This window comes from Schinkia azotoformans (genome assembly GCF_035811335.1).
GTDB classification, from domain to species: domain Bacteria; phylum Bacillota; class Bacilli; order Bacillales; family Bacillaceae_J; genus Schinkia; species Schinkia azotoformans.
Genome location: NZ_JARSMD010000007.1, coordinates 33403 through 54771 on the forward strand (window position 1 = coordinate 33403; position 21369 = coordinate 54771).

Consider the following 21369-nt stretch of genomic DNA (forward strand, 5'->3'; position numbering starts at 1 on the left):
CATCAACAATTGCAAAATAGCAGTTGTTGATGTTTTTTGCTTAAAAGATTTGTTTAGCTCTCAAAAAATTAATGAGCAGTTGGGACGCCATGTCCTCCAAGAATACCGATGAAAGTCATTACAGCAAACCACCCAAAAACTAGCGTTGAAGCTCCTGCAAAGAAAACCGCAAGCATTGCTTTTTGTTTTAAAGAGCGGAATGTACCTGCCAGACATAATAATGCTACTAATGCGAAGATAATAACTAAGCCCACTGTTCTACCCCCTTACAATAAAGTTCTGTCATTAATATACCCATTTTTTTGAATAAAAACTACAAACTATGTATACTAAAAGTGCATCTCTTTGTATATTTTAATCTTTTTTTGTAGTTTTGTCGAGGACAAAAATCTATCTGTATGTGTCAATATTATGATTGATCATAGCATTTTATAGGTATTAAAACTAGTCTTCGTGTAAAATTAAGAAAATGTGAAAAATGGGGGTTCGTATATGGAATTAAAATGGAGGCAGTTTCCTCTTGGTCCACTTCAAACAAATGCGTACATAATTGAGAACGAAAATAAGGAATGTATCATCATTGATCCTGGCAGTGAAGGGAAAAGATTGGTTAGAAATTTGGAGCAAAAAGAACTTAGCCCATTAGCCATTCTTTTAACACATGCTCATTTTGACCATATTGGTGCTGTTGATGACTTGAGGGAAAAATGGCATTGCCCGGTTTATTTGCATGTGAATGAACAAGATTGGTTGATGAATCCATCCTTAAATGGCTCGAAGTATTTTGGACTTGATGAAGAGATTATCGTAAAGAAAGCGGACCAACTAGTAAAGGAAGAAGGAAAGCTGACAATTGGTCCATTTAGTTTTGAGGTCTATGAAACACCAGGTCATTCTCCTGGTAGCGTATCCTATTATTTAAGAGAACAATCGATTGTGTTTTCAGGTGATGCACTTTTCAGAGGAAGTATAGGAAGAACGGATTTACAGGGTGGTTCACATCGCCAATTAATTCAAAGCATTCATGAGAAGCTGTTGGTGCTTCCTGAAGAAACTACAGTTGCACCAGGGCATGGACCAATAACTACGATCATGAATGAAATGAATGACAATCCTTTCTTAAATGGTTTTTAACTTTATCCAGCATTTGATAAGGTGGCGGAGTGTTTGATTAATAAAATTAAAAAGAGCATCAAGGATTCGGAAAAAGGCAGTATTTCATATTCAGACTTTATCAGTCTAGCCTTATATGACCAAGATGGCGGCTATTATATGAAGGACAGAAAAAAGATTGGAAAAGAAGGGGACTTCTACACAAACAGCAATGTTCATAGCGTATTTGGAAAGGTACTAGCTCGAATTTTTGTTCAACTTGTGCAAAAGGATGTTTTACCGCCAACGATATGTGAAATTGGCGCTGGAACAGGCCGTCTTGCGAGTTTTATCCTAGATGAATGGGAGAAAATTGACCCTGTTACTTTTGCCCAGTTGAACTATCATATCATTGAAATGAGCCCGTACCATCGAAGGGAACAATTATCAACAATTCAAAAAATCGAGAAAGTATGTCAATATGAATCGATGGATGAGATGTTCGGCAAGATTGGCAAATACACAGGCTTCGTTCTTTCTAATGAACTTTTTGATGCTTTTCCAGTCGATGTGTTACAAAGAAAAGGAAATGAGATCTATGAGGCTAGAGTGACTGTTGAAGATGATGTATTAAAGGAGGTATTAATTCCTTGTGAACGGGTAGAACTTCTGAATTGGCTTAGGAAAAACGGGATTGCCCTTAGGGACGGACAGAGAATGGAAATTCCGATAGCGATGAATAAATGGCTTGATGAATCGAGTGTTTGGCTTGAAAAAGGGATTATGTTCACGATTGACTACGGTTATACGAAAGAGGAATGGATGGAACCGATTCATCGGGAAGGAAGCCTAAGAGGGTTCTACAAGCATCAAATGATTCGCGACCCGCTGCTCCACCCTGGGGATATGGATGTAACGACTCATATTCATTTGGATACTTTAATTGAAAAAGGAGAACAAGTTGACTTAACATTTTTAGCGATGTTAAAGCAATACCAATTTCTGCTTAGAGGAGGAATACTAGAGTATCTGCAAGAACACTACGATCCAAATCCTTTTTCAGAAGTAAGCAAACAAAATCGGGCTATTCGCAATCTTTTATTAGATGATGGGATCAGTGCGAGCTTTACTGTGGTGATTCAGAAAAAGGAATTACCTAATATAACAACTGATGATGTGTTGCTATATAATCTTTAGATAAATAAAAAAACGATGCAATATGCATCGTTTTTTTATTTTTTAATGACCGCCACCAAGTGGCATCATAAATGTTGTCCAGTATGTGAAGCCAATAAAGAAAACTGTTAAAAATGCTGCAAATATGTAGACACCCATACGCTCAGATAATTGTAAAAATCCTATTGCTAAGAACAATACAGTAATCCCTAAAAATAAAAGGGAAGTTGTATGCATGTGTCCTAGGTAGAACATGATACTGAAAATTGCAGTCCAAAATGCCATAACTTTATACATATTACCCATTATGTACTACTCCTCCTTTACAAAAAACTTCACCATAGCTAAACATAGATAATAATTACTCTACTTATTATAATGGACAAATTGTGTGGTGTAAATGACTGAAATCTCAAATTTTGTATAAACGTGGCGTAAATCAAGTGCGCCTTGGCGCATTTGTGCCCATACTCGCGAGTTTGCTCGGAAAACTACCTTTGAAAATCGCAAGGCTCGCCGGAGGCTTTAACTTTATTCAGCTTCTGCTCCTGCGATTACTCGTCGCATAAAAACATTTGCTGAATGAAGTTAATCCTGAATAAGAGCTAAATAATTGCAAGATTCACAACCTTTGAACATATTATCTTCTTGAACAAGTTTGGCATTATTAAATAAGCTTTTAAACATTCCTTCAAGAAAAGCAAAGTGCATTTTGCAAATGTTCCCAATATCTTGGGCGGCAACCTCTTTAAATGGACAATTGAAAATTTTAAAATAAACCTTTGTTTGTTCCGGATTTGTATCAAACTCTGGATAAAATCCTAGCAACGAAGCTGCATCTTTAAGTAAATGAAGCTTGTCATTAAAGTTTAATTCCAATCCTGTTCGTTTAAATTCCTTTTGAATTATTTCTTTTCCGTAACGCTCTCCTGTTTCAAGCAGTGCTTGTTTACCAATATCACCTAGAGATAGTAAAGTCCCAATTGCGATTTCAGATAGCAGCTGATAATCTCTAAATGGAAAATTAAGTTGAACTACATCATCAGATAACCGATATAGGCGGCTAGGTCTTCCACCTTTGCCCGTTTTTTTCGTTTCGGAAATTAACATATTAACATCTTCGAGCTTGGAAAGATGCAGTCTTGCTACGTTTGGATGAATATTAAAGGAATCAGCAATTTCCTGAACTGTTACCTCATTATGATGTTTAGTTATATATTGATAAATTGAGAAACGTGTTGGATCTGAGAGTACATTCGTAATTTTTAATGTCTGTTCCAACTTTTTCACCCCTATGCATAATTACTATTAATATTACTGTCATTATAGTATAGTTCGATGGACATTGGAATTGTTTCTAGCAAGTAAAAGGTATTTGTTTGAAAATATTCACAATTGAATTATACGTTATTTAAACGAAACATATACAAATATTAAACGCTAGTGGTGAAATTAAAGATAACAAAAAAATGAAAGAAATAAGAAGGATTTTGTCTTCTTATGGCGAATAGAAATAAATATGAAAAATAGAAAGAGGGTGTATAGGTTTGGGCTTTATAGAAGAAAGAGGTGAAGCTTTGCTCAAGGAAGCGCTGCTCTTACATGCTTCAGATATCCATGCTATGCCGCGCCAACACGATGCGATCATTCAATTTCGGATTCAACACAGACTGGTCCTAAAAGAAAAAATACCAATTCCGATATTTGAAAAGCTAGTATCCCATTTTAAATTTCTTGCAGGTATGGATATTGGAGAAAAAAGGCGGCCGCAAAATGGTTCGATACAAATGATTGTTGATGAAAGAATGGTCAGTCTCCGATTGTCTACGCTCCCAACACTTCAACAAGAAAGCTTGGTAATACGAATATTACCCCAAAATATTGACTCTCACTTAACGGAGCTCTCACTTTTTCCACAAGCAACAAAAATACTATTCTCATTAGCATTGCGTACAACAGGATTAATAATCCTAACAGGGCCGACCGGCTCAGGCAAAACTACGACTTTATATTCTCTCATTCATGCTGTCCAACAAACATTAGACTGCAACATAATCACTCTGGAAGACCCTATCGAAAAAAGAATAGACACCGGCTGCCTTCAGGTTCAGGTGAATGAAAAGGCGGGAATTACGTATGCAACTGGTTTGAAGGCGATATTAAGACATGACCCGGATATAATTATGGTTGGTGAAATCCGCGATGAAGAAACTGCAAAAGCTGCAGTACGAGCAAGTCTGACTGGACATCTAGTACTTACAACACTCCATACAAAAAACACCAAAAGTGCCATTAACCGTTTGGTTGATTTAGGTATTTCAATCCAAGATATTGAGCAGACCTTAATTTGTGTCACCTCTCAAAGACTTGTTAACTTAAAGTGTCCTTACTGTAATGGACCTTGTTCAATCCACTGTCTAAAACAGCGGAAGGTTAATCGTTTATGTGTTTATGAAATTTTACATGGTGAAAATTTAAAGGAGGTTATTAAAGAAGCTAAGGGATTGACGGGCAATTACCACTATAAAACGCTAACTGATTTAATCGAAAAAGGAATTGCGTTAGGATATCTTCCTTTTGATTGTCATGGTGTTAAGATATGAAAGTAAAAAAAAGATGGAAAGTTAAAGATCAAGCAAAATTATTTTATCGCCTTGGTCATTTGCTTAGTAGGGGATATACCCTTGCAACAGCTATTGAATTTCTAATGCTGTATGTGAATGATGAAAAACAGAAGGACCTCGAGTTTATCTTAATAAAACTAAAACAAGGTAGCCCTTTTTTCAATTCTTTTCATACGCTTCAATTTTCCAATGATGGCTTAAGTATTATTTATTTTGCTGAAAAGTATGGAGACCTTGCCAAGGGACTACTCAATGCCGGTAAAATACTTGAAATGAAAGAAGCTTATAAGAAAAATACGTTAAAGGTAATCCGCTATCCATTATTCTTATTATTGCTACTCGTTGTGCTCATAGCCGCTATGCAAAAGGTTTTGATTCCGCAATTCATTCAACTATATCAATCGATGAGTCTGCCGCAATCTAAGATTATTTCATTTATCATCTACATAAAATCTTTCCTTCCAGTCATCGGATTGATACTTCTCACAATATGCTTAGCAATAATCCTTACCCATTTTTTTATCTACCGAAAAAGAACTATTATTGACCAATATATTTTTCTCTGTAAAGTTCCATTTGTTAGATATGTTGTTAAGAAATATAATACTTACTTTTTTTCGTTTCACCTAGGGAATTTGTTGGATAATGGAATGTCCATTAATGAAGCATTAACAGTGTTTGAACAGCAAAAGCCATTTAAATTTTTTCATGAGGAGGCGAAAAGGTTAAGGGCTTGTCTACTTGAAGGTGACCAATTGGCCGCCATTCTAAAAAATACAACCTACTACGACAAAGAATTAGCTACCGTTATTCTTCATGGTCAGGCAAATGGAATCTTGTCAAGTGAACTTATAGAGTATAGCAATTTGATTATTGATGAATTCGAAGAAACATTTACATTTTGGCTTCGAACACTACAGCCCGCAATCATGCTATTGATCGGCCTGTTTGTTATTTTATTGTACATGGCAGTCATGCTGCCGATTTACGGAATGATTCAAACAATCTAACATTCTGTCGGGGAGGAATTTTAATTGAAAAATCAAAATGGATTTACGCTAGTAGAAATGATGATTGTACTGATGATTATTTCTATATTGCTGCTTATCACGATTCCTAATGTAACGAAAAATAATTCATCCGTTAAAAAGAAAGGCTGTGATGCCCTTGTTCAGTTAGTTGGGGCGCAGGTTCAAGCTTATGAAATAGAGAAAGGGTCAACTCCGCCTGATTTAGAAACTCTAATTACTGAAAAATATATAAAAACCTATACATGCCCAGGTGGTGGTCAAGTTCAATTGGCTGCAGACGGTTCCGTTACCGCACCAGCGGCGCCTGCAGGGACGTAATGGTAAGCGGTACTATGTAATGAAGCGAAATAGGGCAAATAAACAAGCTGGGTATACTTTGGTTGAAATGTTGATCGTACTAACGATTTTTTTAATGGTAATTACGATTACATCTGTGTCCGTTAAGCCTTTCTTACAGCAGCTGGAAATTAAATACTTTTTTAAACAGCTCCAACTAGATATTGCCTATTCTCAAATGTATGCAATGGGAAATTATAAAGACGCCTTTATAAGGTTTTACCCGGAAAACAATCGATATGTAATTTCTCCAAATGGTTATAACCAAAAAATCATTGTAGATAGGACGTATTCTGAAAATATAAAAATCAAACTGGAAACGTTACCAACAAAGGTTATCTTTCGGCGGGATGGTAATATTGAAAAAGCCGGAATGATGCATGTTTTTCATCATGATGATGCTTATAGATTTGTGTTTTTATTTGGAAAGGGACAAACGTATGTTGAGAAATTGTAACGGATTTTCCATTTTGGAGGTGATTGGGGCCCTCTCTATTTTTCTTGTCGCAATTATGCTGATGTTACCGATTTTGATAAAAACGTATGAGGAGCGAAGTATTCTTGATTATAAAAAAGAGGCATTGGTTTTATTGCACAATGAGAAGGAGTCCTATTTATATGATCATGGATATGAAGCTATTACAAAAGAGATTGTAAATGGAAGAAGGACTTATTTATTAACCTTTGATGGAGAAGCTCCTTTAATTAAGCTTTGTGTCCATTGGGAAGTACCTTGGGATAAGAAAGGAAAAGTATGTGGCTATGCAAAAAAATAATATTGCAACCAAGCAAGATGGGTTTACAATGCTAAATATGCTTTTTGCTTTTGCTGTATTTTTAGTATTAATGTCCTTCTTTCCGTTCGTAATGAAAGTTATGAAAACTGAGATTTCGACTACATCGTACAAAGTCGATTTGTTTTTTGAACATATACGGAATGATATTGTACAAGCGAAGGAATTATCTATTTCAGATGGGTCTCTTTATCTAAGCATGGAAAATGGCAATCGTATTCGTTATCAAAAATATAATACGAATATTCGTAGACAAGTAAATGAAGCAGGTAATGAAATATTATTACAGAATGTTGATAACGTTCAATATAAAATCGTTTCGAATGGTGTTGTCGTATCAGTTGAGGTTGCAAAGAAGGTTGCGAAAAAAAGATTATCAATGGCGCCGATTATATTTTTCATACTATACTATAGGGGTGGCTAAATGTATGTTATTTTTAATCAAAGAGGCTTTATCCTGCCGCTAACGATGATGTTTTGTTTTCTTTTTTCTCTTTTTTTACTGTCTGAAGTAGAAATATACAAAATCGAACAGCGTTTATACATCGAGGAAGAGGAATTGGAAAATCTGAAAAGCCTTTTGCAAATCGGAATTCAGGATATAAATGATATAGTCCAAAGTAAAACGCTGGATGATAAATTAGTTGGAAGGCTGGAATATCCAATTGGCTCTATTCAGTATACGATAGAACTATTAGAAACTAAAGTTATACTGATTCAGGGTACCTGTATAACAAATAAACAAAGGAAGCAGCTCTTTAACGCGATTGTTAATATAGAGACACAGAAAATAGTGAGATGGGTGGAAGGGTAGATGAAATCGATATTTTTAACAGGATTTATGGGATCTGGAAAGACGACAATTGGGAAGTTGCTGTCAGAAAAATTGTCGCTTCCGGTTATTGATACAGACCATGTGATCGAAGAAAAGCTAAATAAAACAATTCGGGACATTTTTGAAACAGAAGGGGAAAATAAGTTCCGGGAATATGAGCATCAGTTTCTGGAAATGATGCCGACTGAAAATATGATTATAACAACTGGTGGCGGTATTATATTAAGAAAAGAAAATCGGGACTGGATGAAAAAAAATGGCGTGGTCGTTTATTTGCACTGTGAACCGGAAGAAATCCTGAATAGATTAGCAGGTGACCAAACTAGGCCACTTTTAGATGGCGATAAGAAGAAAAATGTCCTTTCGATATTTACAGAACGATCTCCTTTTTATCATGAAGCAGATTTCAAGGTAGATACAACGAATAAAACTCCTGAAGAAGTCGTGTTAGAAATTGAACAATTGATTAAATAACAAAAATCTGGAGATACTAGTCATTAATATAGGGATGGTGATTAGGGATGTCTTCAAATGATTATGTAAAATTCGTAACGGAACAATTTGTAAAATTTGTAGATACATCTAAGGAAGAAAGATTAGATAAAAAAAGAAAAAGGAAATCTGAACAAGATCCGGTACTTACAAGAATGTTTGGCGTTCTTCCTTTGGCGCTTATGTTAATTGTTAATAATAAACGAAAAGAAAATAAATTCCCACGAAAATAGCCCGAATTTAAACTTGGGCTTTTTTTCTTTTTACACATTGTTACTATTATGATAGAGTTTTGATAATGAGAGGTAAGGGGTGAAAACATGAAGAAAAATTCTAATAAAATAGTTGATACATTAAAACGCCCATTAAGAGATTTAAGAATCTCAGTTATAGATCAATGCAATTTTAGATGTGCATACTGCATGCCAAAGGAATTATTCGGAGATAATTATCCTTTTCTTCCACTGAGTGAACTCCTGTCATTTGATGAAATTGAACGGATATCAAAGCTATTTGCATCACTTGGTGTGGAGAAAATAAGATTAACCGGTGGAGAACCGCTAGTTAGAAAGGACATGCACCTTTTAGTGGAGCGCCTTAATAAAATTGACGGAATAAAAGATATTGCTCTCACAACTAATGGTGTTTATTTACCAAAATATGCGCAAGCATTGAAAGAAGCGGGTTTAAGCCGAGTTAATGTAAGTCTCGATGCGCTTGCCGACGAGCTTTTTGGTCAGATAAACGGTAGGAATGTCAAGGTCAATGCAGTTTTAAAAGGGATAGATGCAGCTGTTGAAGCTGGATTGCTTGTTAAGGTTAATATGGTTGTCAAAAAAGGCCTGAATGACAATCAAATTTTACCGATGGCTAAATATTTTAAAGAAAAAAATATTAATTTAAGATTTATAGAATTTATGGATGTCGGCAACTCGAATGGTTGGGACTTATCACAGGTTGTTTCTAAAAAGGAAATTGTCGAGATGATTTCAAAGGAAATCCCGGTAGAACCATTGGATCCTAATTATTATGGTGAAGTCGCCAGCCGTTATCGCTATGTAGACTCTACTGCAGAATTTGGGGTAATTTCTTCAGTAACAGATTCATTTTGTTCCTCATGTACGCGGGTACGACTATCGGCAGACGGAAAAATATACACATGTCTTTTTGCTGAAAAAGGGTTTGATTTAAGAGCATTGGTTAGGCAGGAATTTAGTGATGAAAGTCTTCTTCAATCCTTGATCGATGTTTGGGAGAATCGAAAAGATCGTTACTCAGATGAAAGATTGGAAAATACAAGAAAAGGAAAGAAACGCAAGAATAAAATAGAGATGTCATATATTGGTGGATAAAATTTGTATCCTATTCTAACAAAAGGTTGACCTTTAAAGAGGCCAACCTTTTATTTTTCTACAAAAATATATTTTATCGGGATATACATCTTTTTTACTATGAAAATGGTAGTAAAAATAATATTCAGTTCTTTCACAAAATGGTCAATAACTTGGGGGTAGTCCCGTGAAATTGGTCACGACTGCAATTTCTCTATCTTTATATACTTTCTGATATAGGGAATTACCAATTGGGAGTGGGGTGTGTATGAGAGGTATAAGCCTACTCAGGGTGTTAGTTGGCGGTTTCGCTGCTTTTGAATTACTAAATTTGATGAAATCTGGCAGCAAGGCAGCAATTAGACCTCCAGGGGCAGCTGATGAAGATGAGTTTCTGGCATTATGTACAAGATGTGGTAAATGTAACTTAGCTTGTCCATATGACAGTATCAAAATGGGCAAGGAGGATTTTGGCCTAGGGATGGGGACACCCTACCTTGATGTCCGTGAAAATCCATGCATGCTATGTGAAGATTTTCCGTGTGTGGCGGCATGTCCAACGGAAGCGCTTTCGGGTATTGAAAAAAGACAGGATGTTGACATGGGTGTAGCAGTAATAGATGAAAAAACATGTATTGCTTATCAAGGGATGAGATGTGAAGTTTGTTACCGAGTTTGTCCTTTTATTGATGAAGCGATAAAAATTGATTATCGTTTGAGACCTGGAGACGATATTCATGCGATTTTCGCTCCTGTTATCGACCCAGAAAAATGTGTTGGCTGTGGAATTTGTGTGGAGCGTTGTGTAGTCAATGACCCAGTACCCATTAAGGTTGAACCAAGGGCTCCAAAGGGTTTATTTTAAAACTTTTTTATTTGAATCATTAAATACAATATAGAGCAAATGATTCAAGAAGAGCGAAAAGGGAGGATTTATGTAATGAATCTAACTAGAAGAACTTTACTAAAAGCAACAGCAATTACAGCAGCGCTTGCCGCAGCTGGATGTTCTTCCAAAAAGTCGAATGCACCAAAAGAAGAATCCGTTGTACAACAAGCTGAAAGTGTAGAGCCGGAAGAGTGGAAAAGCACAATATGCCGTTTCTGCGGAACAGGCTGCGGTGTTTTAGTCGGCATTAAAGATGGTAAAGTAGTTGCAGCAAAAGGGGATCCAGATAACCGTTCAAGCCGTGGACTAAACTGTGTTAAAGGATTTTATGTTGCAAAAATTCTTTTTGGTAAAGACCGCTTAACTAAACCGTTAATTCGTGAAGATAATAGTAAAAAAGGTACAATGGATGGCTTCCGTGAAGCATCATGGGAGGAAGCATTAGAACTAGTATCTAAAAAATTGAAAGAAAACTGGGAAAAGGATCCTAAATCAATCGCATTTTGGGGTTCTGGACAACAGACGATCATGGAAGGCTATGTTGCTTCTAAGTTCTGGAAAGCAGGACTATTAAGTAATAACATTGACCCCAATGCCCGTCTTTGTATGGCAAGTGCGGTTACAGGCTTTATGACAACATTCCAATCTGACGAGCCGATGGGTTCTTACCGTGACTTGGATGAAGCAGATGTGTTTGTAACATGGGGCGCCAATATGGCGGAAATGCATCCAGTACTATACTCTCGTCTAACTGCCCGCAAACTAAGCGGTACAAATGTTAAACATTATGATTTGACAACACGCGAGTCACGTACATCAGAAACAGCTGATAAACTTTTAGTATTTAGACCACAAACGGATTTAGCAATTGCTAATGCTATTATTAATTATTTAATACAAAATGAAGCATACGATAAAAAATTCGTTGAAGAGCATTGCCAATTTAAAGCAGGTACTGAAAATCTAGGACATTCTTTAAAAGATGACTATGATGTTACAGAACCAGGGGCATCTGCTACAAAAGCATGGTCGATTACATTTGAAGAATTAAAAGAAAAAGTGAGCTATTATACCCTTGAAAAGGCTGAAGAAATTTCAGGAGTACCAGCTGCCGACATCGAAGCATTGGCTAAGGAGTTTGCTGATCCAAATAAAAAGATCATGTCTTTGTGGACAATGGGGATGAATCAGCATACACGTGGCACATGGATTAATAACCTAGTTTATGATATCCACTTATTAACCGGAAAAATCAGTGAACCTGGTAATGGACCATTTTCCTTAACAGGTCAGCCAAGTGCCTGTGGTACAGCTCGTGAAGTTGGCGTATTCAGTCATCGTTTACCTGCTGATATGAACGTAGATGTTCCAGAACATCGTCGTTATACTGAATTAATTTGGAATTTACCTGAGGGCTACTTAGATGCAATCGAAAAACCTGGATTTCACACTGTTAAAATGTTCCGTGAGATGGGTAAGGGTAATATTAAATTCTTTTGGAGTATGTCTAATAACTGGGGACAAACTATGCCGAAGCTAAACCGTTTCCGTGGTAATGACCCAGATGGCAAAGGTGTTCTTGATGCCTTTATCGTAGTATCTGAAGTATATCCTACTCGTTCTACTGAATTAGCGAACGTTGTTTTCCCTGCAGCTATGTGGGTTGAACGTGAAGGACAATTCGGTAATGCAGAGCGTCGTACGAACGTGTTTGAAAAATGTACAGAACCGCCGGGAGAAGCTAAATGGGATGTATGGGCAATGATTCAAGTTGCAAAACGTGTCTTAGAAGGCAAAAAGATCGGCGATAAAGATGCGTTTGATACGTTATTTGGATTCATTTGGGATAAAGATAAGAATGACATGCTTGAAGACGAACATGAAGTGAATGGTCGCTTATGGGCTGAATATCGTTCCTTCTCTAATCCTGATGAAAATCAAAATCCAAAAGCTAAAGAAGCTGGTCATAAGCTCCATATGTCAGCAAAACAACTTGCACCATATGATGAATACTTTAAGCAGCATGGTATTTGCTGGCCAGTTCGTAATATTAATGGTAAATGGATTGAAACAAACTGGCGCTATAAAGATGGTAAACAAGAAGATGGCTTTGACCAATATGGGGTGGAACAAAAAGGTAAATATAAAGATATCGATTTCTATAAATCTGCTGATCACCGTCCATCTGTCTTCTTCCGTCCGTTCGAAGATGCAGCGGAAATTCCTGATGCAGAATATCCATTATGGTTATGTACAGGTCGTGTATTAGAGCATTGGCACAGTGGTTCTATGACCCGCCGTGTACCTGAATTACACCGTGCAGTACCGGAGGCATTCTGTGAAATTCACCCTGAAACTGCAGCAGAGTTAGGCATTAAAGAAGGCGACTGGGTGAAGGTAGTATCTAGACGCGGTGAATGTAAAGTGAAAGCAACAATGCAAGGGCGTGGAAAACCACCTAAAAACTTAGTCTTTGTACCGTTCTTTGCTGAAGAAACATTAATCAATCTAGTAACACTTGATGCATATTGTCCAATTTCTAAGCAGCCGGACTATAAAAAGTGCGCTGTGAAGATTGTGAAAGCATAGGAGGGGTTCATCATGAGAGCAAAAGAATTAGGATTTGTTTTAGTATTTTTGCTAGTCGTAATAGTTGCTGTTGCTTGTTCGCCTTCAGGTACATCCCAAAAAGCAACAGAAAAAACAGATGCTGCTCCGCCTGCTGATACGGTCGCAGCTGCAACAGTACCGCAGCTTGAATCTAATGGTCGTGAAGATGCAGCTACAATGGTATTGCTTAATGCACCTCCAGTGCTACCGGCTGACCACAAAAACTTCTGGCAGGAAAAGTTACGTCAAGAAAGCTGTATGGTTTGTCATGCAACACCTGAAACTGGTGCACCGTTACCAACTCCTGAACATTACTATGATAACCAACAAGGGGGAAAGATTTTCCGTGATACATGTATTCAATGCCATGCAACACAAAATGATACAAAATCGGCATTTAACGAAAAATAATAACTAACATAGATATTTCCGGTAAAAAGGGAGGAACCAGTTTTATGATGATTTCAGGTATTCTTATTTTAACTAAAGAAGGCATGGCTTTCGAAGTTGCGAAGAAGATTGAAAATATACAAGGTGTGGAAGTACATCATATCGTAGAAGGTTCGAAGATTGTCATTACCTTAGAGGAAAAATCAATCGATCAAAGCTATCAAACAGGTAAACAATTGGAAAAGGTACCTGGGGTCTTGGGCGTAAACGTTGTGTATTATAACTTTGAAGAGGCTGAAGAAGCATTAGCGGAGGCTAATTAACAACAATGAAAGAGTTGTTAAATCGAAGAGAATTTCTTACAGGAAATTTAAAATCAGCTCTTGGTCTCTTCGGACAAATGATTATACCAACTATTGACCAGGAAAGGACGTTTATACGTCCTCCTGGTGCCCAAGATGAGATTGTGTTCTTAACTTCCTGTACAAGATGTGGAATTTGTAGGGATGTGTGCCCTGTAACAACTATCCAATTATTTAATATTGAAAGTGGAGCAAAACTTGCTGGGACACCATTTCTAAACCCAAATGAAATTGCTTGTACCTATTGCAATGAATGTAGTAAGCATTGTCCAACTGATGCATTAGAAGTTCCTGAAAATGGAATGGTTCCACCTATTGGAATAGCTAAAGTAATGAAGAAGAACTGTATTGCCTATCAGGATGTAATGTGTGATTATTGCATTCGAGCTTGTCCAATTTCCGGGGCATTAACACTTGAAAATGGTAAGCCAAAAGTTGATTCAGATTTTTGTAATGGATGTGGTCAATGTGTCGCATCCTGTATTCAACATGATACGAAGGGCTTATATGTTAAGGCTCTCTCGAGTTTAAGTTGATCTCCCTTTAAAATATATTTTTATCAGGCTGTTTAAAAACTATTTAGACAGCCTTTTTTTTGTTTCCTTAAATGGCCTGTTGGGTTAGATAAAACAAGCCGCTATTTACAATCTCAACTTTTATTCTTGGTCTGTATTGTTCCTCTAAGGCTGCTTTCTCAACGTGATAGCTTTCCGGCTTTTCTTCAAGCTCCTCATAAAAATGATCTAATAGTTCCAGGTCTTGTTCCCAACGTATTTCTGCCTCTCTTGCCCATGTATGGTCATCACTATTAATCATTTGTGTAATTATGTTTTCGATTCTTTTTACACCGCTCATTGGTTTGATGAGCGGGGAAAGTGTAAAACAATAATCAGGAATTTTGGGTGTTAGTTGTTTTTTAAATAATTTTTTTTGGATTTGATCGACCACCACACCGTTTATTAAGTTTAGCCCAAGGGATAGAAACAAATCCTTTTTCCGGTCACACATATAGGATATCTTCGTATTTAAAACTAACCAAGGTTGGAGGGCTACTTTTTGGGTGCTGTTAATTTGTTCATACATGCGGATATTGGCTGCCATTTTTTTAGTCACTTGAAAAATTTGGTGTAATCTAGGTGAGCCAAAATGGATCGTCTCCCCGCGGATGCCTTCCGGTGTTTTACTATGGTCAGTAATAAATGTTAATCTCATAGGATTAGGGGCGCCCCCTGTTTTCTCCACATAATGCCAATAAAAAGGTCGATTCATCAATAGTTTGTCCATTTCAATCGTCAGTTGCACAACGATGTGTCCACTAGAATTTTCTATAATATTGCATTCATTGGAAATAAAGAAACGATGTAAAAAATTATGAATATCTTGCTGCTGCATCGGCATACGCCTCACTTTCATGACCGGAATTATAATTAATAATAGAAGCAAGATTGTCCATTTTGATTCTTACTTCTCCTTCACTGTCTGAATGGAAAAGGATATCCTCAATATGGCTTTCAATATTCGTGATTTCAAGTCTTGTTAGGATCTCATCCAGTTCGCCGATCACTTTTTCAAAGAGATTAATTTTTTCATAAAGTAGGTGTAAAATATGCTCTTCCACAGTCCCTTTTGTTGCAAAGTTATAGATAAGTACGTCCCGTTCTTGCCCTAAACGATGAATCCTACCGATTCGTTGTTCAATTCTCATTGGATTCCATGGCAGGTCGTAATTAATGATTCGGTTGCAAAATTGAAGGTTGATTCCTTCTCCTCCTGCTTCTGTAGCGATCAATACCTGTACATTATTCTTAAATAAATCTCTCATCCAATCCTTTTTACTTCTTTTAAATCCACCCCGATATGGAACTGAAGTGATCCCGTGCTGTTGTAAAAACCACTGTAAATAAACTTGCGTAGCCCTGTATTCAGTGAATATAATAAATTTTTCCGAGGTTCCCTTTATTAATGCTAAAACATTTTCAGCCTTGGAATTCGTCTGAACAAGACTTGCTTTTTGCATTAAGTCACGGATGATTGTGAGCATTTGCATGCTGGTTTGCTCTTTTTGGAGCATATTTTTAAGTGTTAAAAAAGCCGCTTCCCGGCTTGAGCATACTTCCTTTTGCAGCGTGATTAACGAAAATTGACTCTTATTAAGCGTTTGATCAGATTTTAATGCGCATACGGCATCATAAAGCTCCTTCTCTTCCTTTGACAATATAATTGGAACAGTTTTAATATGACGTTTCGTCCACTCCATTCCGGTATCGCCGCGTCGATTTCTAATCATGACTTTATTGATTAATTCCTTAAGGTAATCATTATTTTCAACGGAACGTTCCTTTGCCGAGAAAGATTGCGTAAAATTGGATTGACTGCCGAGATGCCCCGGCTTAAGCAATGATACAAGATTAAAGATTTCCTCCACTTTATTTTGAACAGGTGTCGCTGTTAGGAGGAGGCAAAACTTTTTCTTAAGGTTTTGAACAAATTCATAGTTTTTAGTTTTATTGTTTTTTAATTTATGTGCCTCATCGATAATAACCATGTCATAATCCTGACGATAGATAATCTCTCGATGAGGGTCCCGCTTTGCGGTGTCAATCGATGAAATGACAACATCGCATTGTTCCCAAACATAGCTTTTTTTCTGAGCAACAGCGGGTATATAAAACTTTTGATTTAATTCGCTTTCCCACTGGGTAACAAGTGAAGCAGGCACAAGGATGAGTACTTTTTTGACCAACCCTCTAATCATATATTCTTTTAAAATAAGCCCCGCTTCAATCGTCTTTCCGAGTCCAACCTCATCAGCGAGAATGGCTTTTCCATTCATTTGTTCCAATACTGTTTGGGCTGCTTCAATTTGGTGAGGATGCGGCGTAAGATTTGGTAAAAAGTTCGGTGCAATCAACCCTTCGAATTCAGGGATGATCATATGTTCTTCGATCTCATAAGCTAGCTTAAACAAGTCCCAGTTTGCCCAAGGACCATCATGATCTATTTTTCTTAAAAAATCGTTCTGCCATGTTTGATCAAATTCAATGTCGATATGCATAGAATCGATCCTTTCTTTTAGAAAGTACAGATAATTCCGTGTTTGATAATTCAAAAAGTATTTGCCGAACTCACCTATTTATTGTAGGATAATAGTAGAATTGACTTATTCGATAGTATATCCAAATTTTTGATAAAAATTATATATTTGCGAATGATAACATGGGGAGAGACCACAGCTTTCAAGTTTAACTACGTTTACATGTGGCGCCGAAGGAGCAAGCAACAAGAAGTTGTGAATCTCTCAGGCAAAAAGACTCTTGTTGGACGCAACTCTGGAGAGAGCTTGTATAAGCCACCCACGAGGAAGTAAACCGTTTCGAGTATGGGATTGGTTGAAAACTTTCTGGTAACAGGACAGAGAAATGTACGCTTATTTGTGTGTGCATTTCTCTGTCTTTTTTAGTATTACAAAATAAGGCAAGGAGGGGTCTTATGGCTGACCTTAAGCGTACACCATTATTTCCTTTATATGAGGATCACGGTGCAAAAACAATTGATTTTGGAGGATGGGATTTACCTGTTCAGTTTTCTTCCATAAAGGAAGAGCATGAGGCTGTTCGTTCAAAAGCAGGACTGTTTGACGTTTCCCACATGGGTGAAATTGAAGTGAAGGGCACAGATAGTCTGCCTTTTCTACAAAAAGTTATGACAAATGACATCGCCTTATTACAGGATGGCGATATATTGTACACGGCCATGTGTTATGAAAACGGGGGAACAGTTGATGACCTATTAGTATATAAAAGAAAAGATCATGATTATTTATTAGTTGTTAATGCAGCGAATACAGATAAGGATTTTGAGTGGTTAATGAAGCATATTTTTGGTGATGTTGAAGTTACTAATATTTCTTCGGAAGTTGCCCAATTAGCGCTTCAAGGTCCGTTAGCAGAGGAGACACTTCAAAAATTAACAACTACAGATTTAAATGAAATAAAAAATTTTAAATTTAAAGAGGATATTGACCTGAACGGGGTTAAAGCACTTGTTTCCCGTACAGGCTATACCGGTGAAGATGGATTTGAAATCTATTGCAAGGAATCCGAAGCACAAAAGCTATGGAAAATGGTTTTGGAAGCAGGCGCGGAGTTTGGAGTTCAACCAATCGGTTTAGGTGCCCGTGATACATTGCGGTTTGAAGCAAGACTTGCGTTGTATGGACAGGAATTAGATGCAGATATTTCACCATTAGAGGCTGGAATTGGCTTTGCTGTTAAAGTAAATAAAGAAGCTGATTTTATCGGTAAAGAGGCATTGAAAAAACAAAAAGCGGTAGGCGGGATGTCCCGTAAAATAGTTGGAATTGAAATGGTTGAGCGCGGGATTCCCCGCCATGGCTACAAGGTATACAGCGGAAGCGAGGAAATCGGCCATATTACATCTGGAACTCAATCTCCAACATTAAATAAATCAGTCGGTCTGGTTCTGTTAAAGAGTGAATTTTCAAATCTTGGAACAGAAGTAAGCATTGAGGTACGACCTGGTAAATTTGCAAAAGCAAAGGTTGTAGCCACTCCATTCTATAAACGCCAAAAGTAAGGGGGAGCAGAATGAACTATCGTTATTTGCCAATGACGGAGCAAGATAAAAAAGGAATGTTAGAAACAATTGGGGTCCATTCCATTGATGAATTATTTTCCAACATTCCGGAAGAGGTCCGTTTTAAAGGATCATTACAACTAAAAGCGCCTCTAGCAGAGCACGAATTAATGAAGGAATTTACAAGATTAGCTGGGTTAAATAAGGATCTTAAAGCGAATGTTTCTTTTTTGGGAGCTGGTATTTATGACCATTACATCCCGGTTATCGTTGACCATGTTATTTCTAGGTCTGAGTTTTACACAGCCTATACACCATATCAGCCGGAAATTTCTCAAGGTGAGCTGCAAGCCATTTTTGAATTTCAAACGATGATTTGTGAATTAACAGGAATGGATGTAGCTAACTCATCTATGTATGATGGCGGTACTGCACTTGCTGAGGCGGCTGCCTTAAGTGCTGGTCAAACCAATCGTAATAAAGTTTTAATTTCAAAAGCAGTTCATCCTGAATATCGCACAGTTCTAGAAACCTATGCTCGTGGACAGCATCTAGAAGTTATTGAAATTGATATTGAAAATGGAAAAACAGATTTGGCTGATCTAAAAAATAAGATGTCTGAGGATGTTGCTTGTTTTATTGTTCAATATCCAAATTTCTTCGGTCAGATTGAGGCTCTAAAAGAGATTGAGGAAATTATCCATGCAAATAAAGCAATGTTTGTTGTATCAAGTAATCCGTTAGCACTTGGCTTATTAACACCTCCCGGGGAGTTTGGGGCAGATATCGTCATTGGTGATGTGCAAGTTTTTGGTATTCCTGCTCAGTTTGGAGGCCCGCATTGCGGTTATTTTGCCGTAACGAAAAAGCTAATGAGAAAAGTGCCAGGCCGTTTAATAGGGCAAACCGTAGATGAGGACGGAAAACGGGGCTTTGTATTAACCCTTCAAGCACGTGAGCAGCATATCCGCCGGGAAAAAGCGACTTCAAATATTTGTTCCAATCAGGCATTAAATGCATTAGCTGCAGCAGTGGCGATGACGGCCTTAGGTAAAAAAGGTTTGAAGGAAATGGCATTACAAAATGTTGCTAAAGCACAATATGCTAAAAAGAAACTCGAAGAAGCTGGCTTCAACTCTCCGTATACCGGTTCATTCTTTAATGAATTTGTTATCGATTGTGGAAAATCAGTAAAGGAAATTAATGAGAACTTACTTCAAAAAGGAATTATCGGTGGATATGATTTAGGCAATGATTATGCTGAGCTTAGCGGCCATATGCTTGTTGCTGTAACTGAGTTAAGAACAAAAGAAGAAATAGATTTGTTCGCTAGGGAAATGGAGGGGTACCATGCTTAAGCAAGATCAGCCATTAATTTTTGAAATGACGAAAGAAGGAAGAGTCGGTTATAGTCTACCAGAATTAGATGTTCCTGAAATCAATGTGGAGGATCTGTTTGGTGGGGACTATATCCGTAAGAACGAGCCAGAATTACCACAAGTGTCTGAATTAGATATTATGCGTCATTATACAGCCTTATCTAGAAGAAATCATGGTGTTGATTCTGGCTTTTATCCACTTGGCTCTTGTACAATGAAATATAATCCGAAAGTCAATGAGGCGGTTGTTCGTTTACCCGGATTTAGCCATATCCATCCATATCAAAGTGAAAGCTCTGTTCAAGGGGCATTAGAACTAATGTATGAGTTACAAAATGACCTTGCAGAGATAACTGGAATGGATCAAGTAACATTACAGCCAGCAGCAGGTGCCCACGGTGAATGGACGGGGCTGATGCTCATTAGAGCTTATCACGAAGCAAATGGTGATTTTGACCGAACAAAAGTCATTGTACCTGACTCTGCCCATGGAACAAATCCAGCTTCTGCATCAGTAGCCGGATTTGAATCAATTACTGTTAAATCGGATGAAAATGGATTAGTTGATTTAGAGGACTTAAAGCAGGTTGTTGGGAAAGATACAGCAGCTTTAATGCTTACCAATCCAAATACATTAGGCCTATTTGAAAAGCATATTGTTGAAATTGCCAAAATTGTTCATGAAGCGGGTGGAAAGGTTTACTATGATGGTGCTAATCTAAATGCTATTTTAGGGAAAGCACGACCAGGGGATATGGGATTTGACGTTGTCCATTTAAATCTTCATAAAACATTTACGGGACCGCATGGCGGCGGTGGTCCGGGTTCTGGTCCTGTTGGAGTTAAAGCGGATTTGATACCATATTTACCAGTTCCATTAGCAGCCAAAAATGAAGAAGGGTATTATTTGGACTATAATAAGCCGCAGTCGATTGGCCGTGTAAAACCATTTCATGGTAATTTCGGCATTTATGTCCGTGCCTATGCTTATATTCGCACAATGGGTCCTGAAGGGTTAAGACTTGTTTCTGAATATGCTGTTTTAAATGCGAACTATATGATGAGAAGACTTGCTCCCTATTTTGATTTACCACATGATACTCATTGTATGCATGAGTTCGTATTATCAGGTCGCCGTCAGAAAAAGCTTGGTGTAAGAACATTAGATATAGCCAAGCGATTATTAGATTTTAGTTACCATCCACCAACAATATACTTCCCGCTTATTGTTGAGGAATGTATGATGATTGAACCAACAGAAACGGAATCGAAGGAAACGATTGATGAGTTTATTGATGTTATGATTCAAATTGCCAAGGAAGTTGAGGAGACACCAGAGGTTGTTCAGGAAGCACCTCATCATACAGTTGTGAAACGCCTTGACGAAACATTGGCAGCGAGAAAACCGGTACTGCGATATGAAAAATAGTAT

Annotated in this window: 25 protein-coding genes and 2 riboswitches; of the genes, 20 read left to right on the forward strand and 5 right to left on the reverse strand. The window is 37.4% G+C overall.

The window, feature by feature from the left end; all coding sequences use genetic code 11:
* Positions 1 to 68: 68 nt before the first annotated feature.
* Positions 69 to 254 carry a DUF2759 domain-containing protein gene (locus P9E47_RS03600; protein WP_003332417.1) on the reverse strand — a complete coding sequence of 62 codons (186 nt, stop codon included), beginning with the start codon at positions 252 to 254 and terminating at the stop codon, positions 69 to 71.
* A gap of 238 nt (positions 255 to 492) precedes the next feature.
* Between P9E47_RS03600 and P9E47_RS03605 the strand changes: the two genes are divergently transcribed.
* Positions 493 to 1134, forward strand: coding sequence for an MBL fold metallo-hydrolase (locus tag P9E47_RS03605; RefSeq protein WP_003332418.1), 642 nt, complete (start codon positions 493 to 495; stop codon positions 1132 to 1134).
* A 33-nt stretch (positions 1135 to 1167) separates the two neighbouring features.
* Positions 1168 to 2289, forward strand: a complete 1122-nt coding sequence (locus P9E47_RS03610) for a class I SAM-dependent methyltransferase (protein WP_326162609.1) — start codon at positions 1168 to 1170, stop codon at positions 2287 to 2289.
* 42 nt (positions 2290 to 2331) lie between these two features.
* Here the strand turns inward: P9E47_RS03610 and P9E47_RS03615 are convergent, their stop codons facing one another.
* Together P9E47_RS03615 and P9E47_RS03620 are read right to left on the reverse strand one after the other, a co-directional pair.
* Positions 2332 to 2574 carry a DUF2626 family protein gene (locus P9E47_RS03615; RefSeq protein ID WP_003332420.1) on the reverse strand — a complete coding sequence of 81 codons (243 nt, stop codon included), beginning with the start codon at positions 2572 to 2574 and terminating at the stop codon, positions 2332 to 2334.
* Positions 2575 to 2856: 282 nt separating this feature from the next.
* Positions 2857 to 3549 (reverse strand): helix-turn-helix transcriptional regulator, encoded by a 693-nt coding sequence (locus P9E47_RS03620; protein WP_003332421.1) that lies wholly within the window; start codon positions 3547 to 3549, stop codon positions 2857 to 2859.
* A gap of 266 nt (positions 3550 to 3815) precedes the next feature.
* Between P9E47_RS03620 and comGA the strand changes: the two genes are divergently transcribed.
* The 15 genes from comGA (at position 3816) to P9E47_RS03695 (ending at position 14498) form a co-directional block, all read left to right on the forward strand.
* The gene (gene comGA / locus P9E47_RS03625) at positions 3816 to 4871 is read left to right on the forward strand and encodes a competence type IV pilus ATPase ComGA (RefSeq protein ID WP_326162610.1); all 1056 of its coding nucleotides are present in this window, start codon (positions 3816 to 3818) and stop codon (positions 4869 to 4871) included.
* Complete coding sequence (gene comGB, locus P9E47_RS03630) at positions 4868 to 5902, forward strand: competence type IV pilus assembly protein ComGB (RefSeq protein WP_326162612.1); 1035 nt, start codon at positions 4868 to 4870, stop codon at positions 5900 to 5902. Before comGA ends, comGB begins: the two co-directional genes overlap by 4 nt.
* Before the next feature lie 24 nt (positions 5903 to 5926).
* Positions 5927 to 6241, forward strand: coding sequence for a competence type IV pilus major pilin ComGC (gene comGC, locus P9E47_RS03635; protein ID WP_003332424.1), 315 nt, complete (start codon positions 5927 to 5929; stop codon positions 6239 to 6241).
* 19 nt (positions 6242 to 6260) lie between these two features.
* Positions 6261 to 6716, forward strand: a complete 456-nt coding sequence (comGD, locus tag P9E47_RS03640; RefSeq protein WP_003332425.1) for a competence type IV pilus minor pilin ComGD — start codon at positions 6261 to 6263, stop codon at positions 6714 to 6716.
* The gene (locus tag P9E47_RS03645; protein WP_326162614.1) at positions 6700 to 7035 is read left to right on the forward strand and encodes a type II secretion system protein; all 336 of its coding nucleotides are present in this window, start codon (positions 6700 to 6702) and stop codon (positions 7033 to 7035) included. Before comGD ends, P9E47_RS03645 begins: the two co-directional genes overlap by 17 nt.
* On the forward strand, positions 7022 to 7477 hold the full coding sequence (gene comGF / locus P9E47_RS03650; RefSeq protein ID WP_326162615.1) for a competence type IV pilus minor pilin ComGF: 456 nt from the start codon (positions 7022 to 7024) through the stop codon (positions 7475 to 7477). Before P9E47_RS03645 ends, comGF begins: the two co-directional genes overlap by 14 nt.
* A complete protein-coding gene (gene comGG, locus P9E47_RS03655; RefSeq protein ID WP_003332428.1) occupies positions 7478 to 7867 on the forward strand; it encodes a competence type IV pilus minor pilin ComGG in 390 nt (129 codons plus the stop codon).
* A complete protein-coding gene (locus tag P9E47_RS03660) occupies positions 7868 to 8362 on the forward strand; it encodes a shikimate kinase (protein ID WP_003332429.1) in 495 nt (164 codons plus the stop codon). It begins immediately after the preceding gene.
* 47 nt (positions 8363 to 8409) lie between these two features.
* On the forward strand, positions 8410 to 8613 hold the full coding sequence (locus P9E47_RS03665) for a YqzE family protein (protein ID WP_003332431.1): 204 nt from the start codon (positions 8410 to 8412) through the stop codon (positions 8611 to 8613).
* An 87-nt stretch (positions 8614 to 8700) separates the two neighbouring features.
* On the forward strand, positions 8701 to 9732 hold the full coding sequence (moaA, locus tag P9E47_RS03670) for a GTP 3',8-cyclase MoaA (RefSeq protein ID WP_003332432.1): 1032 nt from the start codon (positions 8701 to 8703) through the stop codon (positions 9730 to 9732).
* Positions 9733 to 9979: 247 nt separating this feature from the next.
* Positions 9980 to 10576, forward strand: a complete 597-nt coding sequence (locus tag P9E47_RS03675) for a 4Fe-4S dicluster domain-containing protein (protein ID WP_003332433.1) — start codon at positions 9980 to 9982, stop codon at positions 10574 to 10576.
* 75 nt (positions 10577 to 10651) lie between these two features.
* Positions 10652 to 13189 carry a nitrate reductase catalytic subunit NapA gene (napA, locus tag P9E47_RS03680; protein WP_003332434.1) on the forward strand — a complete coding sequence of 846 codons (2538 nt, stop codon included), beginning with the start codon at positions 10652 to 10654 and terminating at the stop codon, positions 13187 to 13189.
* A 12-nt stretch (positions 13190 to 13201) separates the two neighbouring features.
* Positions 13202 to 13621: a nitrate reductase cytochrome c-type subunit gene (locus tag P9E47_RS03685; RefSeq protein ID WP_003332435.1), complete on the forward strand. Its 420-nt coding sequence runs from the start codon at positions 13202 to 13204 to the stop codon at positions 13619 to 13621.
* Positions 13622 to 13665: 44 nt separating this feature from the next.
* Complete coding sequence (locus tag P9E47_RS03690; RefSeq protein ID WP_003332436.1) at positions 13666 to 13923, forward strand: chaperone NapD; 258 nt, start codon at positions 13666 to 13668, stop codon at positions 13921 to 13923.
* A gap of 5 nt (positions 13924 to 13928) precedes the next feature.
* Positions 13929 to 14498, forward strand: coding sequence for a 4Fe-4S dicluster domain-containing protein (locus P9E47_RS03695; RefSeq protein WP_326162616.1), 570 nt, complete (start codon positions 13929 to 13931; stop codon positions 14496 to 14498).
* Positions 14499 to 14565: 67 nt separating this feature from the next.
* Here the strand turns inward: P9E47_RS03695 and P9E47_RS03700 are convergent, their stop codons facing one another.
* Both P9E47_RS03700 and P9E47_RS03705 read right to left on the reverse strand, forming a co-directional pair.
* The gene (locus P9E47_RS03700) at positions 14566 to 15354 is read right to left on the reverse strand and encodes a YqhG family protein (RefSeq protein WP_003332438.1); all 789 of its coding nucleotides are present in this window, start codon (positions 15352 to 15354) and stop codon (positions 14566 to 14568) included.
* Positions 15332 to 17017 (reverse strand): DEAD/DEAH box helicase, encoded by a 1686-nt coding sequence (locus tag P9E47_RS03705; protein WP_003332439.1) that lies wholly within the window; start codon positions 17015 to 17017, stop codon positions 15332 to 15334. Before P9E47_RS03705 ends, P9E47_RS03700 begins: the two co-directional genes overlap by 23 nt.
* Positions 17018 to 17170: 153 nt before the next feature.
* Positions 17171 to 17286, forward strand: a riboswitch (glycine riboswitch).
* A 3-nt stretch (positions 17287 to 17289) separates the two neighbouring features.
* A riboswitch (glycine riboswitch) is annotated at positions 17290 to 17379 on the forward strand.
* A 72-nt stretch (positions 17380 to 17451) separates the two neighbouring features.
* Between P9E47_RS03705 and gcvT the strand changes: the two genes are divergently transcribed.
* Genes gcvT through gcvPB form a run of 3 tightly spaced genes read left to right on the forward strand, consistent with a single transcriptional unit; the run spans position 17452 to position 21366 of the window.
* Positions 17452 to 18558, forward strand: a complete 1107-nt coding sequence (gene gcvT / locus P9E47_RS03710) for a glycine cleavage system aminomethyltransferase GcvT (protein WP_003332440.1) — start codon at positions 17452 to 17454, stop codon at positions 18556 to 18558.
* Positions 18559 to 18569: 11 nt separating this feature from the next.
* Positions 18570 to 19916, forward strand: a complete 1347-nt coding sequence (gcvPA, locus tag P9E47_RS03715) for an aminomethyl-transferring glycine dehydrogenase subunit GcvPA (protein WP_326162618.1) — start codon at positions 18570 to 18572, stop codon at positions 19914 to 19916.
* A complete protein-coding gene (gcvPB, locus tag P9E47_RS03720) occupies positions 19909 to 21366 on the forward strand; it encodes an aminomethyl-transferring glycine dehydrogenase subunit GcvPB (RefSeq protein ID WP_003332443.1) in 1458 nt (485 codons plus the stop codon). The genes gcvPA and gcvPB overlap by 8 nt, the downstream gene beginning before the upstream one ends.
* Positions 21367 to 21369: the final 3 nt, after the last annotated feature.

Bases quoted from the DNA above. Each gene is read 5' to 3' on its own strand.
- comGF (WP_326162615.1), top strand. From the start codon at position 7,022: ATGCAAAAAAATAATATTGCAACCAAGCAAGATGGGTTTACAATGCTA.
- P9E47_RS03660 (WP_003332429.1), top strand. From the start codon at position 7,868: ATGAAATCGATATTTTTAACAGGATTTATGGGATCTGGAAAGACGACA.
- P9E47_RS03705 (WP_003332439.1), bottom strand. From the start codon at position 17,017: ATGCATATCGACATTGAATTTGATCAAACATGGCAGAACGATTTTTTA.
- moaA (WP_003332432.1), top strand. From the start codon at position 8,701: ATGAAGAAAAATTCTAATAAAATAGTTGATACATTAAAACGCCCATTA.
- comGG (WP_003332428.1), top strand. From the start codon at position 7,478: ATGTATGTTATTTTTAATCAAAGAGGCTTTATCCTGCCGCTAACGATG.
- comGB (WP_326162612.1), top strand. From the start codon at position 4,868: ATGAAAGTAAAAAAAAGATGGAAAGTTAAAGATCAAGCAAAATTATTT.
- P9E47_RS03700 (WP_003332438.1), bottom strand. From the start codon at position 15,354: ATGCAGCAGCAAGATATTCATAATTTTTTACATCGTTTCTTTATTTCC.
- napA (WP_003332434.1), top strand. From the start codon at position 10,652: ATGAATCTAACTAGAAGAACTTTACTAAAAGCAACAGCAATTACAGCA.
- comGD (WP_003332425.1), top strand. From the start codon at position 6,261: ATGAAGCGAAATAGGGCAAATAAACAAGCTGGGTATACTTTGGTTGAA.
- gcvPA (WP_326162618.1), top strand. From the start codon at position 18,570: ATGAACTATCGTTATTTGCCAATGACGGAGCAAGATAAAAAAGGAATG.
- gcvT (WP_003332440.1), top strand. From the start codon at position 17,452: ATGGCTGACCTTAAGCGTACACCATTATTTCCTTTATATGAGGATCAC.
- P9E47_RS03665 (WP_003332431.1), top strand. From the start codon at position 8,410: ATGTCTTCAAATGATTATGTAAAATTCGTAACGGAACAATTTGTAAAA.
- P9E47_RS03675 (WP_003332433.1), top strand. From the start codon at position 9,980: ATGAGAGGTATAAGCCTACTCAGGGTGTTAGTTGGCGGTTTCGCTGCT.
- gcvPB (WP_003332443.1), top strand. From the start codon at position 19,909: ATGCTTAAGCAAGATCAGCCATTAATTTTTGAAATGACGAAAGAAGGA.
- P9E47_RS03605 (WP_003332418.1), top strand. From the start codon at position 493: ATGGAATTAAAATGGAGGCAGTTTCCTCTTGGTCCACTTCAAACAAAT.
- P9E47_RS03645 (WP_326162614.1), top strand. From the start codon at position 6,700: ATGTTGAGAAATTGTAACGGATTTTCCATTTTGGAGGTGATTGGGGCC.
- P9E47_RS03685 (WP_003332435.1), top strand. From the start codon at position 13,202: ATGAGAGCAAAAGAATTAGGATTTGTTTTAGTATTTTTGCTAGTCGTA.
- P9E47_RS03695 (WP_326162616.1), top strand. From the start codon at position 13,929: ATGAAAGAGTTGTTAAATCGAAGAGAATTTCTTACAGGAAATTTAAAA.
- P9E47_RS03690 (WP_003332436.1), top strand. From the start codon at position 13,666: ATGATGATTTCAGGTATTCTTATTTTAACTAAAGAAGGCATGGCTTTC.
- P9E47_RS03615 (WP_003332420.1), bottom strand. From the start codon at position 2,574: ATGGGTAATATGTATAAAGTTATGGCATTTTGGACTGCAATTTTCAGT.